Annotated in this window: 16 protein-coding genes; 2 read left to right on the top strand and 14 right to left on the bottom strand. The window is 68.9% G+C overall.

Annotated features, from left to right (window positions below):
* Nucleotides 1-36 precede the first annotated feature (36 nt).
* The 8 genes from ACFOW8_RS16610 to ACFOW8_RS16575 form a co-directional block, all read right to left on the bottom strand.
* The gene (locus ACFOW8_RS16610) at nt 37-342 is read right to left on the bottom strand and encodes a DUF2469 domain-containing protein (protein WP_011210678.1); all 306 of its coding nucleotides are present in this window, start codon (nt 340-342) and stop codon (nt 37-39) included.
* A gap of 46 nt (nt 343-388) precedes the next feature.
* Nucleotides 389-1093 carry a ribonuclease HII gene (locus tag ACFOW8_RS16605; protein WP_378551521.1) on the bottom strand — a complete coding sequence of 235 codons (705 nt, stop codon included), beginning with the start codon at nt 1091-1093 and terminating at the stop codon, nt 389-391.
* A gap of 28 nt (nt 1094-1121) precedes the next feature.
* Nucleotides 1122-1895 carry a signal peptidase I gene (gene lepB / locus ACFOW8_RS16600; RefSeq protein ID WP_378551520.1) on the bottom strand — a complete coding sequence of 258 codons (774 nt, stop codon included), beginning with the start codon at nt 1893-1895 and terminating at the stop codon, nt 1122-1124.
* Between the two features lie 85 nt (nt 1896-1980).
* A complete protein-coding gene (rplS, locus tag ACFOW8_RS16595) occupies nt 1981-2322 on the bottom strand; it encodes a 50S ribosomal protein L19 (protein WP_378551519.1) in 342 nt (113 codons plus the stop codon).
* Between the two features lie 164 nt (nt 2323-2486).
* A complete protein-coding gene (locus ACFOW8_RS16590) occupies nt 2487-3377 on the bottom strand; it encodes a hypothetical protein (protein ID WP_378551518.1) in 891 nt (296 codons plus the stop codon).
* Nucleotides 3378-3399: 22 nt separating this feature from the next.
* Nucleotides 3400-5772, bottom strand: a complete 2373-nt coding sequence (locus ACFOW8_RS16585; RefSeq protein ID WP_378551517.1) for a Tex family protein — start codon at nt 5770-5772, stop codon at nt 3400-3402.
* A gap of 47 nt (nt 5773-5819) precedes the next feature.
* The gene (locus ACFOW8_RS16580; protein ID WP_378551516.1) at nt 5820-7433 is read right to left on the bottom strand and encodes an AMP-binding protein; all 1614 of its coding nucleotides are present in this window, start codon (nt 7431-7433) and stop codon (nt 5820-5822) included.
* Nucleotides 7433-9061, bottom strand: coding sequence for an AMP-binding protein (locus ACFOW8_RS16575; protein ID WP_378551515.1), 1629 nt, complete (start codon nt 9059-9061; stop codon nt 7433-7435). The genes ACFOW8_RS16580 and ACFOW8_RS16575 overlap by 1 nt, the downstream gene beginning before the upstream one ends.
* Nucleotides 9062-9156: 95 nt before the next feature.
* Here ACFOW8_RS16575 and ACFOW8_RS16570 point away from each other — a divergent pair, with 95 nt between their 5' ends.
* Complete coding sequence (locus ACFOW8_RS16570; protein WP_378551514.1) at nt 9157-10008, top strand: helix-turn-helix transcriptional regulator; 852 nt, start codon at nt 9157-9159, stop codon at nt 10006-10008.
* A gap of 315 nt (nt 10009-10323) precedes the next feature.
* Nucleotides 10324-10692: a VOC family protein gene (locus tag ACFOW8_RS16565; RefSeq protein WP_378551513.1), complete on the top strand. Its 369-nt coding sequence runs from the start codon at nt 10324-10326 to the stop codon at nt 10690-10692.
* Between the two features lie 3 nt (nt 10693-10695).
* Here the strand turns inward: ACFOW8_RS16565 and trmD are convergent, their stop codons facing one another.
* The 6 genes from trmD to ACFOW8_RS16535 form a co-directional block, all read right to left on the bottom strand.
* Complete coding sequence (gene trmD / locus ACFOW8_RS16560) at nt 10696-11379, bottom strand: tRNA (guanosine(37)-N1)-methyltransferase TrmD (protein ID WP_378551512.1); 684 nt, start codon at nt 11377-11379, stop codon at nt 10696-10698.
* A gap of 3 nt (nt 11380-11382) precedes the next feature.
* A complete protein-coding gene (gene rimM, locus ACFOW8_RS16555) occupies nt 11383-11904 on the bottom strand; it encodes a ribosome maturation factor RimM (protein ID WP_378551511.1) in 522 nt (173 codons plus the stop codon).
* Nucleotides 11905-12147 carry an RNA-binding protein gene (locus ACFOW8_RS16550; RefSeq protein WP_019048210.1) on the bottom strand — a complete coding sequence of 81 codons (243 nt, stop codon included), beginning with the start codon at nt 12145-12147 and terminating at the stop codon, nt 11905-11907.
* Nucleotides 12147-12584 carry a 30S ribosomal protein S16 gene (gene rpsP / locus ACFOW8_RS16545; RefSeq protein ID WP_378551510.1) on the bottom strand — a complete coding sequence of 146 codons (438 nt, stop codon included), beginning with the start codon at nt 12582-12584 and terminating at the stop codon, nt 12147-12149. Before rpsP ends, ACFOW8_RS16550 begins: the two co-directional genes overlap by 1 nt.
* A 205-nt stretch (nt 12585-12789) precedes the next feature.
* On the bottom strand, nt 12790-13374 hold the full coding sequence (locus tag ACFOW8_RS16540; protein WP_378551509.1) for a Uma2 family endonuclease: 585 nt from the start codon (nt 13372-13374) through the stop codon (nt 12790-12792).
* Nucleotides 13375-13579: 205 nt separating this feature from the next.
* On the bottom strand, nt 13580-14674 hold the full coding sequence (locus ACFOW8_RS16535; protein WP_378551508.1) for a metal-dependent hydrolase family protein: 1095 nt from the start codon (nt 14672-14674) through the stop codon (nt 13580-13582).
* Between the last annotated feature and the right edge of the window lie 129 nt (nt 14675-14803).

Below are 14803 nucleotides of genomic sequence, written 5' to 3'. Positions count from 1 at the left end.
CCCGCCTGTGGACAACCACCGGCGGGCGGTGCGGCATCACTCCGGCAGCCGCAGGTCCGGCTTCTCCAGTTCCTCGATGTTCACATCCTTGAACGTGATCACCCGCACGTGCTTGACGAAGCGCGCCGGGCGGTACATGTCCCACACCCACGCATCGCTCATCCGCACTTCGAAGTAGACCTCACCGTCGGCGTTCTGCGGCCGCAATTCGACAGAATTGGCCAGGTAGAAGCGACGTTCGGTCTCCACCACGTACGAGAACTGGCCGACGATGTCCTTGTACTCGCGGTACAGCGACAGTTCCATCTCGGTTTCGTACTTCTCGAGGTCCTCAGCACTCATCGGGTGGGACGTCCTCCTTCTCGCAGCGCCGCGTTCATAGGTGACATCATCGCGCATGCGCCGCGCCGGTAGCCACCCGGCTACCGCCGGGCGCTTCCAGCTCACGCACATTGCGCCAGGAACGGCGATGTTCGGTGCTCGGTCCGAGCTCGCGCAACGCCGCGGTGTGCTCGGGTGTGTTGTAGCCCTTGTGCGCGGCGAACCCGTATCCGGGCAGCTGCTCGTCGAGCTCGACCATCATCCGGTCCCTGGTGACCTTCGCCAGGATGCTGGCCGCGGCGATGCAGGCCGCGGCACCGTCACCGCCGATCACCGGCAGCGAGGGGGCAGGCAGCCCCGGCACCTTGAAACCGTCGGTCAGGATGTAGCCGGGGGTGCGGCCGAGCCCGGCCACTGCCCGGCGCATGCCCTCGATATTGGCGACGTGGATCCCGATGGAATCGATCTCCCAGGCGGGCACCACCACAACGCTCCACGCCAGCGCGAGTCGCTGGACCACCGGGAACAGCTCCTCCCTTGCCGCTTCGGTGAGTTTCTTGGAGTCGTCGAGCCCGGCCAGTTTGTCGTAGGCCTTGGGCGCGAGCAGACAGGCCGCGATCACCAGCGGGCCGGCACACGGGCCACGCCCCGCCTCGTCGACGCCCGCCACCGGGCCGAGGCCACCGCGGTTGAGTGCCGCCTCCAGGGTGCGTAGTCCCCCGGCTCTGCGCATCACCACCCGCGGCGGCCAGCTGGTCCGATCCTGCCCCACAGTTCGATTGTCCCCGCGTCTCGTCGTTTCAGTTGTCCTGCGCGTTCTCGCTCTTGACCGGCCCCATCCGGCCGGGCGGCCAGATCTTGAACACGGTCTTACCGCGCACATTGTCCTCGGGCACCGTGCCCTGTAGATCGTCGCTGACGTGGGCGCGGGAATCGGCCGACTCGTTGCGGTTGTCGCCCATCACCCACAGATGCCCCTCGGGCACCTGCACCGGGCCGAACACCCGACCCGCCGGGTAGACCGCATTGGGCCGGTCGGTGAACCACGGGTAGTCCTTCTTGATGTAGGGCTCGTCGAGCGGCTTGCCGTCGACCATCACCCTGCCCTGCGGATCGCAGCACTGCACGGTCTGGCCACCCACCGCGATGACCCGTTTGACCAAGTCGTTCTCGTCCGGCGGGACCAGCCCGAAGTAGGAGAGGAAGTTCTGCACACCGCGGATGACGGTGTTGTCGGAGCGGATCGACTTGTAGTGCCCGTTCCACGACGGCGGACCGACGAAGACCACGACATCGCCGGGCCCTGGGTCGGAACCGTAGTAGCTGATCTTCTCGACGTAGATGCGGTCGCCGATCAGCAGCGTGTTCTCCATCGACTGCGAGGGGATCACGTACGGCCGCCCGACGAAGGTGACCATCAGCGCGGCGATCACCGCGGCGATCACGATCAGTATCGGCAGCTCCTGCCAGAACGGGCGCTGCTTCTTCGCACTCTTCGCGCCGCGCGCGCGTCTGCGCCGCCCACCTTCGTCGCCCGAATCGGACACCGACACCGACCCACTTTCGTCTGCCACGCCGAACAGAGTAGCCCGGCGCCCCGACCGAAGTCGGAGCGCCGGGCCACCGGAAAACTCTGTGCTGGAATCAGCTACCGCGAGATCAGCGTTTTTCCTTGATCTTGGCGGCCTTACCGCGCAGATCGCGCAGGTAGTACAGCTTGGCGCGACGCACGTCACCGCGGGTCACGACGTCGATGTGGTCGATGTTGGGGCTGTGCACCGGGAAGGTGCGCTCGACACCGACGCCGAAGGACACCTTGCGGACGGTGAAGGTCTCGCCGATGCCGCCGCCCTGACGCCGGATGACGACGCCCTTGAAGACCTGGATGCGCTCCTTCGAGCCTTCGATGACCTTCACGTGCACGTTCAGGGTGTCGCCGGGACGGAACTCGGGGACATCGCTACGCAGCGACTTCTCGTCGACGAAATCGAGGGTGTTCATTTTCCACCTTTACGGGTTCAGTGCGCGAACAGAGGAACCTGGCGGCGCTCGCGCGCTCGACCGGTTCATGCTCAGAACAGGAGTGCGCTCGGACACGACTCGTCCAAGGCAACCGGTTCATTGTGCCAGACCAGCAAGCCACGGCTGAAATCGGGCGGTCTCGGTCACGAATCGACGTGCTCGTCCACCGGTGGTTCGATCCGCCGCAGATGCGGCAGGTGCGGATGTGGTGGTGGGGCGGGCGGCGCCGCGACCACCCTGCGCCGCAACTCGGCCTCGGCGGCCGACTTGGCGTGCTGCACGTCGGGTTTGCCCGCGATCAGATCCTGGATGAAGATCTTGGCGCGGATTACCGGCCGCCGGTACCGGCGTTCGCGGGCCAGCGCCCGTGCCATGGTCCGCGGCCGGTCGCCGTAGCGCCAGCGGGCCCACGGCGCGCCGGGACGGCTCAACCGGATGGCGCCGATCAGCAGCAGCGGTGTGAAGAACATGCCGAACAGCCCGGTCCAGATCTTGCCCTTGGCGATCACCACCGCGGCGAGCAGCAGGTTCAGCACCAGCGTGGCGAGCAGGGCGAGGCGCACCCCGATCCCGCGCGATTCGCGGAAGTCGTCGTAGTCGAGGAAGGTCGCGGGCTGCACCCCGAGCAGCAGCAGACCGGTGACCGCGAGCGCGACGAAGACCGCGTCGACCGAGGTGCGGCCCTGTTCCTCCCAGTAGACGTCGCGCAGGTAGAAGATCAGCGCGAACTCGTCGAGCACCAGCGCGGCGCCGACGCCGAATACGGCGGCGAGCACGCTGGAGGTGACCTGGGTGGAGTCCTCGGCGGTGGCGATCAGCCCGATCCCCGACAGCAACACCGTGACGACGCCGAACACCATGTGGTGGATGTGGGTGTCGCCTGCCTTGATGTTGCCCGGCCACCACCGCACGTTCGCCCGGATCAGCCGCACGCTGATCCGGATGACCACGAACCCGAGGATGAACCCGAGCAGGAAGCACAGCAGGGGCAGGCGGCCGTGCGCGATCACATCGTCTTCGAGCCACCGTCGCATGCCGCCCGCCTGCTGGTCGGAGTTACTTGCCGCCGAATCCTGCCCGGCGCAATGCGTCGGCCATCGATCCGGTCGGTGCGGACGCGGGCTTGCGCTGGTTGCCACCGCGCCCCTGCGCCTGTCCCTTCCCGCCTTGGCCACGGCCGCCCTGCGGACGTCCCTGACCCCGGCTCTGGCCGCGCGCCGCGCCGCCTCCTCGATTGTCCCCCTGTGCGGGCTTGCCCGGCTCGTCGTCGAGCCGCAGACTCAGCCCGATCCGCTGACGGGCGACGTCGACCTCGAGCACCTTCACCTTCACCACGTCACCGGATTTGACCACCTCGCGCGGATCCTTGACGAAGCTGTGCGACATGGCCGAGACGTGCACGAGCCCGTCCTGGTGCACGCCCACGTCGACGAAAGCGCCGAACGCGGCCACATTGGTGACCACCCCTTCGAGCACCATGCCCGGCTTCAGGTCGGCGACCTTCTCCACCCCGGCGGCGAACTCCGCGGTCTTGAACTCCGGGCGTGGATCGCGGCCCGGCTTCTCCAGCTCGGTGATGATGTCGGTGACGGTGGGGACACCGAACTTCTCGTCGGTGAAATCGGCGGGCCGCAGTGCGCGCAAGGCGCCGGTGTCGCCGAGCACCTCGGCCACCGGCCTACCGGTGTGCTCGAGGATGCGCCGCACCACCGGATAGGCCTCCGGGTGCACCGCGGAGGTGTCGAGCGGGTCGTCGCCACCGCGGATGCGCAGGAACCCCGCGCACTGCTCGAAGGCCTTGGGGCCGAGGCGCGGCACATCGAGCAGCGCGGTGCGGCTGCGGAACGGGCCGTGCTGGTCGCGGTGCGCCACAATGCTTTCCGCCACCGAACCGGACACGCCGGACACGCGGGACAGCAGCGGCACCGACGCGGTGTTCACGTCGACGCCGACGGCGTTCACCGCGTCCTCGACCACCGCGCCGAGCGAGCGGGCGAGCAGGGTCTCGGATACGTCGTGCTGGTACTGGCCGACGCCGATCGACTTGGGGTCGATCTTCACCAGCTCGGCCAGCGGGTCCTGCAGGCGGCGGGCGATGGAGACCGCGCCACGCAGCGAGACATCCATATCGGGCAGTTCCGCCGAGGCGTAGGCCGACGCCGAGTACACCGACGCCCCCGCCTCCGACACCACGATCTTGGTCGGCTTGTGCTCGGGGATGCGCGCGATGAGTTCGGCGGCGAGCGCATCGGTTTCGCGGGAGGCGGTGCCGTTGCCGATGGCGATGAGCTCGACGCCGAACCTGGCCACCAGCGCGCCGAGCACGGCCAGCGACTTCTCGGTCTGCCCCTGCGGCTTGTGCGGGTAGATCACCTCGGTCGCGACGACCTTGCCGGTGGCGTCGACGACGGCGACCTTGACGCCGGTGCGGTAGCCGGGGTCGAGACCCATGGTGGCGCGGGTGCCCGCGGGCGCGGCGAGCAGCAGATCACGCAGGTTCGCGGCGAAGACGTCGACGGCGTCCTTCTCGGCCGCCTGCCGCAGCCGCATCCTGGTATCGATGCCGAGGCTCACCTGGAGCTTGGTTCGCCAGGCCCAGCGCACGGTGTCGAGCAGCCAGGAGTCGGCTGGGCGGCCCTGATCGGCGATGCCGAACGCCACCGCGATGCGGCCCTCGTAGATCGACCGTTCGCCGGGCGCGGGCTCCTCGGTGTCGGGTTCGAGGTGCAGGGTGAGCACCTCTTCCTTCTCACCGCGCAGCAGCGCGAGGATCCGATGCGAAGGCAATTTGCGGAACGGCTCGCTGAACTCGAAGTAGTCGGCGAATTTGGCCCCGGCCTCCTCCTTGCCCGCGCGCACGGTCGAGGTCACCTGGCCTCGGTTCCACATCAGCTCACGCAGTTCACCGACCAGGTCGGCGTCCTCGGCGAAGCGCTCGACCAGGATCGCGCGGGCACCGTCGAGCTGTTCGGCGCTGTAGGAAGCGGGATCGGTGGTCGGCTCGTTCAGCAGGGCGTCGGCGACCGGTTCGTGCCCGGCCTCGCGGGCGATCTGGGCCTTGGTGCGGCGCTTGGGCTTGTACGGCAGGTAGATGTCCTCGAGCCGGGCCTTGGTCTCGGCGAGCATGATCTGCTGATGCAGCGCCGGATCGAGTTTGCCCTGGCCCCGGATGGATTCGATGATCGCGCCACGCCGCTCGTCGAGTTCACGCAGGTACCCGAGACGTTCGTCGAGCTGACGGAGCTGGGCGTCGTCGAGGCCGCCGGTGACCTCCTTGCGGTAGCGCGCGATGAACGGCACGGTCGAGCCGCCGTCGAGCAGTTCGACGGCGGCACGGACCTGGGTCTCGCGCACCCCCAATTCGTCGGCGATCCGCCTGCCCACGCTGGCGAGGATGGTCGGTGTGTCGGTCTCGGGAGCTGTCGTCACGACCGCAGAGACTACAGCTCCTGCCCGACACCCGGCGGACTCCCAGGTCAACCCAGCAGGCCCTCGGCGAGTTCGCGCATCTCGGCTTTGCGTACCTTCCCGGTGACGGTCATCGGGAATTCGTCGACGACGTGGACGTAGCGCGGAATCTTGTAGTGCGCCAGCCTGCCGGTGCAGAAGTCACGCACGGCGGCGGCGTCGAGCACGGCGGCGCCCTCGCGCAGACGCAGCCAGACCATCAGTTCCTCACCGTATTTCGCGTCGGGGACGCCGATCACCTGTGCGTCGACGATATCGGGGTGGGTGTAGAGGAACTCCTCGATCTCCCGTGGATAGATGTTCTCGCCACCCCGGATGACCATGTCCTTGATCCGGCCGGTGACCGAGAGATAGCCGTCGTCGTCCATCACGCCGATGTCGCCGGTGTGCATCCAGCAAGCGGCATCGATCGCCTCGGCCGTCTTGTCCGGCTGGTCCCAGTAGCCGAGCATCACCGAATAGCCGCGGGTGCACAGTTCGCCCGCCTGGCCGCGCGGCAGCGTCGCGCCGGTCGCCGGGTCGACGATCTTCACCTCCAGGTGCGGGCCGACCCGGCCGACGGTGGCGGTGCGGCGCTCGATGCTGTCGTCGCTGCGGGTCTGGGTGGACACGGGCGAGGTCTCGGTCATGCCATAGCAGATCGACACCTCGGTCATGCCGAGCTGATCGATGACCCGCTTCATCACCTCCACCGGGCACGGCGAGCCCGCCATGATGCCGGTGCGCAGGCTCGACAGGTCGACGCTTGCCCCGGCGTCGAGCTCGGCCAGCATGGCGATGAACATGGTGGGCACCCCGTAGAGCGAGGTACAGCGTTCGGCGGCGACGGCGGCCAGGGTCGCGGCCGGATCGAACGAGGGTGCCGGGATCACCACGGCCGCGCCGTGCGAGGTCGCCGCGAGATTGCCCATCACCATGCCGAAGCAGTGGTAGTACGGCACCGGCACACAGATCCGGTCGGCCTCGGTGTAGCCGCACAGCTCGCCCACGAAGAAGCCGTTGTTGAGGATGTTGTGGTGGCTGAGCGTGGCGCCTTTCGGGAATCCGGTGGTACCCGAGGTGTATTGGATGTTGATCGGGTCGTCGGCCGACAGGGTCGCGCCGACGGCGGCCAGCCGCGCTGCGTCCGGTTCGGTGGCCGCCACCCGCTGCCACGGCTCGCTGCCGAGGATCAGCACCTGTTCGAGCGCGGGACACTCCGGCCGCACCTCGTCGATCATCGCCACGTAGTTCGAGGATTTGAACTCCGGTGCCGCGATCAGCAACCGCACCCCGGCCTGCCCGAGCACATAGGCGAGTTCACTGGTGCGGTAGGCGGGGTTGATATTGACCAGGATCGCGCCCAGTTTGGCGGTCGCGTACTGGACGAAGAGCCATTCGGCGCAGTTGGGCGCCCAGATCCCGACCCGATCGCCCGCCTCGACGCCGAGCTGCGCCAGGCCGGTCGCGACGGCGTCGACGACGGCACCGAGTTCACGGTAGGTCCAGCGGCGCCCGGATGGGCGGTCGATCACCGCGTCCCGGTCGGGAAACGCCGCGACGGTGCGGTCGAGGTCGGCGCCGATGGTGTCACCGCGCAGCGGGGTGTCGGCGAGGCCGCAGGCGTAACTGGATTCGGGCATCAGCGGGTCTCCTTGCCGCGCAGCACGAAACGCTGCACTTTGCCACTCGGGGTCTTGGGCAGGCTCGGCACGAAATGCACCCGGCGCGGGTAGGCGTGCGCGGCGAATTTGTCCTTGACCAGCTGCTGGAGTTCGGCGGTCAGCGCGTCACCGCCGGTGCCGCCGTCGCGCAGCACCACGAACGCCTCCAGCACCTCGCCACGCAGTTCGTCGGGCATCCCGACGACGGCGGCCTCGACGACCTGCTCGTGCAGCACCAGCACGCTCTCGACCTCGAACGGGCCGATCCGGTACCCGGCCATGATGATCACGTCGTCGTCGCGCGAGCTGAAGTGGAAGAAGCCGTCGGCATCGCGGGCGCCGACATCGCCGGTGAGGTACCAGCGCCCGTCGGCGGTGAAGCGGCTCGCGGTGCGTTCGGGCGCGTCCAGATAGCCGAGGAACCACAGCAGCGGACTGTGGTCGGTGTCGATGGCGACGCGGCCGACCTCGCCCGGCGCGGCCTCGACATCGGCGTCCGGGGAAAGGACCGCGCAGGTCCAGCCGGGCAGCTGGGCACCCATCGAGCCGAGCGGGGCCTGCCGGTCGAGGTCGGGGTGCCAGGCGTGGCAGATGACCATGCCGTGTTCGGTCTGGCCGTAGTGGTCACGCACCGCGACCCCGAGCGCCTGCTCGGACCAGGCCACCACATCGGGGGTGAGCGGCTCGCCCGCCGACGACGCCCGCCGCAGCGTGATCCCCGCTGGCACCTCCCCGGCGCGCAGCGCACGGTAGACCGTCGGCGCGGCGGCGAAATTGGTGACACCGAACCGGCGCAGCACCTCGACGGTGCGCGGCGCGGAGAAACCCGCGTGCAGCAGCAGGCTGCGCACTCCCGAGGCCAGCGGCGCCAGGATCGCGTAGTAGAGCCCGTAGGCCCAGCCAGGATCAGCGGCGTTCCAGTAGACGTCGTCGGGCCGCACGTCCAGCGCGAACTCCTGATAGGCGTGGAACGAGGCGAGCGCGCGCACCGGGATCGGGACGCCCTTGGGTGTTCCGGTGGTGCCGCTGGTGAACAGCTGGACCAGCAGGCCGTCACCTCCGACCGCGACCGGGGCTGCGCGCGGGTCGTCCGCCGCGTGCGCGGTGAGCAGCGTGTCGAAGTCGAGCGCGTCGGCGGACTCGCCCCCGCCGACAACGATGATCCGGCGGTCCCGGTCGGCGGGAATGTCGGTGCCCGTGGCCAGTTTCGCGGCCTGGTCGGCGTCGACGACGACCACCTTCGCCCGGCTCGCGGTGAGCCGGAAGCCGATGGCAGGCGGGGCGAAGGCGGTGAACAACGGCACGTGCACCGCACCGCGGCGCCAGATGCCGAGCAGGGCGACCACCAGATCGGCCGACTTGGCCATGAGCGTCGCCACCCGGTCACCGGGGCCGACACCGAGCTCGGCCAGCGCGGCCGCGAACCGGGCCGAGCGCTCGCGCAGCTCGCCGTAGGTCAGGTCATACGCGCGCAGATCGGACTCCACGACCGTGAACGCGATGCGCTCGGCCGGATGCCGATCACACAGCAGCTCGGCCGCACAGGCCGTTGCTCCGTCGTATTGGTCGAGCAGATCGCGCACGCGCGCGTCCAGGTCGGTACTCATCGCGGTTCTCCTCCACACCCGGACCGGTCGGCCAGGGGCTCCCTTAGAATGTGGCACAGCTCACGATCGCTACTACCCCCGAAAAGGGGTGACCCATGATGGCCACTGCTCTGCTGCGTCCCCGCGACGACGACGCCCTGCGCGCCGAGATCCGCCGGGTGGCCCGCCTCGCGCAGGTTCCGGTGGTGTTCGGCGGCCCGGTGGAGGCCGACACACTGCTGCTCACCCAGTTCTTCGGCACCGTCACCACCGGGCTGCGCGGCCTGTCGGTGCTGCGCGCCTCCGGGCTCGGCGGGCAGGTGATCGACTTGCGCCGCCCCGCGGCGGTGGCCGACTACCGCGGCGCGTCGACCATCACCCACCACTACGACGGACCGGTCACCACCGAGGGGCTGCGGTCGGTGGTCGCGGTGCCCGTCGTGGTCGCCGACCGGGCCCGCGCGGTCATCTACGCGGCCACTCGCGCGGTCGGCCCGCTCGGCGATCGGACGGCCGAGGTGATCGTGCAGGCGAGCAGGCGGCTGGCCGCCGAGATCGCGGTGCGCGACGAGGTGGACCGGCGGGTCAGAATGCTCGAACTCGCCGCGCCCGCACCGGCGACGGCCACGGCCACCACCGAGGAGTTGCGCGAGATCCATGCCGAGCTGCGCGCCGCGGCGACCGCTACCGGCGACACGGCGCTGCGCGACCGGCTCGCCGGGGTGTGCGCGCGGCTGACCGGAGTCCTCACCGGTGAATCCGCAGACTCGGCGCCGAGGCTGTCACCGCGCGAGCTCGATGTGCTCGCCCAGGTCGCGCTCGGGTGCACGAATCAGGAGACCGCGGCGCGGCTGTCGCTGGGTCAGGAGACGGTGAAGAGCTACCTGCGGCAGGCGATGAGCAAACTGGACGCGCGGACCAGGCACGAGGCGGTGGCATTGGCGCGTCGACATCGCCTGCTGCCGTGAGATCTGTCACGCCGGTACTCGCCGATCCGGCGTGGTGCGCCTCGCGTGAAGTTCCATCCGGAATGTCTGGTTCCTCCCGTGCCGCGAGCACGCCCGTTGTTCGACCGCCGAATTCCGCAGGCGCACAGGCGCTGTGCTGGGCACTTGGATCGTCACCGCGGACACGCGGCGAACCGCGAGGCCACGGAACACTTTCCGCATGGAACGAGCAATCCCCGTCCTGTACATCGGCACAGCGAACAACCCCTTTGGTTACCCGATTGCCTTTGGGACAAACCAGTCTCGCCGGGCGCCGGGACCGGTACCGTCGGTCCGATGACGGAGCCTTTCCACTTGGCCGGTGTCTCGCTCGACTGTGACGACCCAGAAACCCTCGCCCGCTTCTATCTCGGGCTGCTCGGCGGCCGGGTGCTGTGGAACGACGCGCACAGCGTGGGCATCCGCATCCCGTCCGGGCTGACCGTCGCCGCGCAACGCGTCGAGAACTACTATCCGCCGCAGTGGCCGGGCAGCGCCACCGTGCAGCTGGAATTGGCCGCCGACACCGATCTGGCGCTGTGCGAGCAGCACGCCCTGGCGATCGGCGCGAAACTCGCTCCAGTGCAGCAGGATCCGCGCTGGCGGGTGCTGCTCGACCCGGCCGGGCACCCGTTCTGCATCACCGCGCGGACCACGACGTCGTAGCGGCTATCGCTCCGGCAGCAGATCCGGGCGCCGCGCGCGGGTCCGTTCCAGCGCCTGCTCGTGGCGCCAGGCGGCCACCTTCGCGTGGTCACCGGACAGCAGGATCGGTGGCACGTCCAGACCACGCCAGGAAACCGGGCGAGTATAGCTCGGGCCCTCCAGCAGCCCGTCGGAGAACGAATCCTCCTGATGGGATTGCTGATTGCCGAGTACGCCCGGAATCAGGCGCACCACGGCCTCGGTCATCACCAGCACGGCCGCCTCGCCGCCGATGAGCACGTAGTCGCCGATGCTCACCTCTTCGACGCGGACCCGGCGGGCGGCGTCGTCGAAGACCCGCTGGTCGATGCCCTCGTAGCGGCCGCAGGCGAAGACGAGATGCCGCTCGGTGGACCAGCGCTGGGCGGTGGCCTGGGTGAACGGCACACCCGCCGGGGTCGGGACGACGAGCAGCGCGTCGTCGGGGCACACCTCGTCGAGCGCGTCGCCCCAGACGGTGGGCTTCATGACCATGCCGGGACCGCCGCCGTAGGGCGAATCGTCGACCGACTTGTGCACGTCGCTGGTCCAGTCCCGCAGATCGTGCACGGCGATCGAGATCAGGCCCTTGTCCACGGCCTTGCCGAGCAGCGCGGTCCGCAGCGGCTCCAGATACTCCGGGAAGATCGTGACGACATCGAGTTGCACGAATTACTCCGGATCGAGCAGGCCCTCGGGCGGATCGATGACCACCAGTCCGTCGGCGATCGACACGGTCGGCACGATGGCGGTGACAAAGGGAATGAGGATTTCGCGGCCGTCGTCGGCGGCGCGCACCGACAGCAGTTCGCCCGCGGCCGAGTGCAGTACCTCGGTGACCTCTCCGACGACGGTGCCGTCGCCGAGCCGGACGGTCAGACCCTCCAGCTCGTGGTCGTAATAGGAGTCGTCGTCCGAGGGCGGCAGCGAGTCGCTGTCGATCACGAACAGCATGCCGCGCAGCGCGTCGGCCGCGGTGCGATCGGCGACGCCGTCGACGAACACCAGAAGCCGGCCCGAGTGTTCCCGGGCCGACTTCACGGTGTAGTCGGTGGTCGTCTTCGCCTTGGGCAGGCGACCGTGCAGTACGGCACCCGGCGCGAACCGGAGCTCCGGTTCGTCGGTGCGCACTTCGACGACGAGTTCGCCGCGCACGCCGTGCGACTTGGCGACCCGACCTACGACGAGTTCCATCTAGGCGTCGGTGTCGACCACGTCGACCCGGATACCGCGGCCGCCGATACCGGCGACCAGGGTGCGCAGCGCGGTCGCGGTACGACCACCGCGACCGATCACCTTGCCCAGATCCTCAGGGTGGACGTGCACCTCGACCGTACGTCCGCGGCGGCCGGTGATCAGCTCGACGCGGACGTCATCGGGGTTGGCGACGATGCCGCGAACCAGGTGTTCGACGGCATCGGCAACAACGGCAGTCATTACTCGGCAGCCTCGGTGGCGGCTTCCTCAGCGGCGGCCTCGTCCTTCTTGGCGGCCTTCTTCTTGGGGGTGACGGCCTCGGCGACCGGCTCGTTGTCGGCGGCGGCCAGCGCGGCGTTGAACAGGTCCAGCTTGGACGGCTTGGCGGCCTTCACCTTGAGGGTGCCCTCGGCGCCCGGCAGGCCCTTGAACTTCTGCCAGTCGCCGGTGATCTCCAGCAGACGCTGCACCGACTCGGTCGGCTGCGCGCCGACGCCCAGCCAGTACTGCACGCGCTCGGAATCGATCTCGATGAGCGAGGGCTCTTCCTTCGGGTGGTACTTGCCGATGGACTCGATGGCCCGGCCGTCACGACGGGTGCGGGCGTCCGCGATGACGACGCGGTACTGCGGGTTGCGGATCTTGCCCAGGCGGGTGAGCTTGATGCGAACAGCCATGCTGATCTGCCTCTTTCGATAGGTGTGGTCACCGCGCGATTCGGCGACCCGCATGGTCTGCGAGTCCGGTTTCGCGCATGAAGTGCGTGACCGCCGCGCGGTACGGAACCGGAGACGGGCTGACACTGTCCTGCAAGGACGGTTGACCATTGTGCCAGACCGGTGTGTTCCCGCCGAAATCGCCTGCCGCTATCGCCGCGCTATGTCACCGCAACTGCGCGGTGTCGACCAGCACGGGGACCGGACTCGGTGCCTTCACCGTCTCTCCGTCGGCGGCATACACCTCCTGGCGGTATCCCGACTCACCCAAGGTGTAGCCTTCGAACTTCACCGGCCTACCAACTGGCAGCTCGACGATCCAGAGGTAGGGCACCCGCGCCGAGGCAAACGCGGCGATCTTCGTGTCGCGCTCTTCTCTGGTGTTGCCCGGAGACCAGATCTCCACGGCCAGGACCACGTTCTCCGGGCTGAAACTGGTGTGTTCGAAGCCACCGGTCACCACCGAAATATCAGGGATGACGCCCGTCCGGAACGGGGTGCTGATTCGCACACCGACACCCGGCAAGACCGTGAGGTCCGAGCGCGCGGCCACGCGCAGCGCCTCATTCAGCACCACAGCCAGCCTGAACGTCACGAACTGATGCGGACCACCAGGCGGCGGCGTCATGTGCAGGTACCCCCAGATGAGTTCGAGTCGCGATCCATCGTCCGGCTGCTCAGCGGCAAGCCAGTCTTCAACAGTGTTCGGGCCCAACGGGTGGATCATCGAAACCTCGGCGCTCGCGGTCATTCCGTCCGACCTCCCTGTGCACCATTCAATGGCCACTCGAACTGCTCCGGCATTTCCCACGGCATGAGTACCTGTGGCACGGGGCACTGTCAAGTGTAGCGAGCGCCTGGGTTGACCTGCACAAAACCACAGCCGACCTGCCGGTCGGACCCCCAGCAGCCCGTTGCACGCACCGATTCGGTGGCGTCCGGCTTGACTCTTCGGTTCAGCGGTGGCCGGTGACCGGGTTCGGGATCTTCACCACCGCGCCGCGCAAGACCACCCACTGTGGGTCGAGGAGGGCGGCGGGGTTCGATCTCGGGTCCTCGGCGTAGACGACGAAATCGGCGGGGGCGCCTTCGCTGACGGATTCGCGGCCGAGCCAGGTGCGCGCGTTCCAGGAGGCGGCACCGAGGGCGTCGTGCGGGGACAGGCCTGCGCCGGTGAGGGCGGCGATCTCGTCGGCGATGCGGCCGTGCCGGATGCCACCACCCGCGTCGGTGCCCGCGTAGATCGGAACGCCCGCCTCGTGTGCCTTGCCGACGGTGTCGCGGACCCGGCGGTGCAGGTCGCGCATGTGGGCCGCGTAGACGGGGAACTTGCCCGCGCCGTCGGCGATGCTCGGGAAGGTGTCGATATTGATCAGGGTGGGGACGAGGGCGGTGCCGCCTGCCACCATGAGCTCGATGGTGTCGTCGGCGAGGCCGGTGCCGTGTTCGAGGCAGTCGATGCCGGCGTTGATCAGGCCGGGCAGGGCGTCCTCACCGAAGACATGGGCGGTGACGCGGGCTCCGTTGGCGTGGGCGGCGTCGATCGCCTGCTTCAGGATGTCGTCGCTCCACAGCGGACGCAGGTCGCCGACGGAGCGGTCGATCCAGTCGCCGACGATCTTGACCCAGCCGTCACCGAAGCGGGCCTGCTCGGCAACGATCTCCGGCAGCTCGCGCTCGTCGTCGAGCTCGATGCCGAGTTCGCGGATGTAGCGTTTCGGCCGGGCGATGTGCCTGCCGGCGCGGATGATCCGTGGCAGGTCGGGGTGCTCATCGATGAAGTGCGTGTCGATCGGCGAGCCCGCGTCACGCAGCAACAGCGCGCCGGCGTCGCGTTCGGTCTCGGCCTGCTCGATCGCACCGTCGCGCGTCTCGTCACCGCCGCCGTAGCGGATACCGACGTGGCAGTGGGCGTCGACCAGGCCGGGCACGATCCATCCTGCGCGGCACAGGGTTTCGGCCCCGGCCACCGGCTCGAAGGTGACCGTGCCGTCGACCACCCACAGGTCGCGTTCCTCGGCACCGGGGAGAACCACACCACGCAGATGCACACGAACCTCCAGACGTCGGCCTTCGATCCGAACCTACCGCCCGGCCCGGCCGCCCGTACACTCGCCGCGACTACCGACCCCTTACCCGGCGACCGTTCGACCCGGGCCGAAAACCTCTCGCCACCGTGC

Origin of the sequence: Nocardia rhizosphaerae (genome assembly GCF_042650365.1) — a bacterium.
In the GTDB taxonomy this organism is placed as follows: Bacteria; Actinomycetota; Actinomycetes; order Mycobacteriales; family Mycobacteriaceae; genus Nocardia; species Nocardia rhizosphaerae.
This window is presented reverse-complemented; position numbering and strand designations above follow the sequence as displayed.

Excerpts from the sequence above, each read along its gene's own strand:
- ACFOW8_RS16540 (WP_378551509.1), bottom strand. The coding sequence starts at position 13,374 with ATGACCGCGAGCGCCGAGGTTTCGATGATCCACCCGTTGGGCCCGAAC.
- ACFOW8_RS16590 (WP_378551518.1), bottom strand. The coding sequence starts at position 3,377 with ATGCGACGGTGGCTCGAAGACGATGTGATCGCGCACGGCCGCCTGCCC.
- rpsP (WP_378551510.1), bottom strand. The coding sequence starts at position 12,584 with ATGGCTGTTCGCATCAAGCTCACCCGCCTGGGCAAGATCCGCAACCCG.
- ACFOW8_RS16570 (WP_378551514.1), top strand. The coding sequence starts at position 9,157 with ATGATGGCCACTGCTCTGCTGCGTCCCCGCGACGACGACGCCCTGCGC.
- ACFOW8_RS16610 (WP_011210678.1), bottom strand. The coding sequence starts at position 342 with ATGAGTGCTGAGGACCTCGAGAAGTACGAAACCGAGATGGAACTGTCG.
- ACFOW8_RS16580 (WP_378551516.1), bottom strand. The coding sequence starts at position 7,433 with ATGCCCGAATCCAGTTACGCCTGCGGCCTCGCCGACACCCCGCTGCGC.
- ACFOW8_RS16550 (WP_019048210.1), bottom strand. The coding sequence starts at position 12,147 with ATGACTGCCGTTGTTGCCGATGCCGTCGAACACCTGGTTCGCGGCATC.
- ACFOW8_RS16575 (WP_378551515.1), bottom strand. The coding sequence starts at position 9,061 with ATGAGTACCGACCTGGACGCGCGCGTGCGCGATCTGCTCGACCAATAC.
- rplS (WP_378551519.1), bottom strand. The coding sequence starts at position 2,322 with ATGAACACCCTCGATTTCGTCGACGAGAAGTCGCTGCGTAGCGATGTC.
- ACFOW8_RS16565 (WP_378551513.1), top strand. The coding sequence starts at position 10,324 with ATGACGGAGCCTTTCCACTTGGCCGGTGTCTCGCTCGACTGTGACGAC.
- rimM (WP_378551511.1), bottom strand. The coding sequence starts at position 11,904 with ATGGAACTCGTCGTAGGTCGGGTCGCCAAGTCGCACGGCGTGCGCGGC.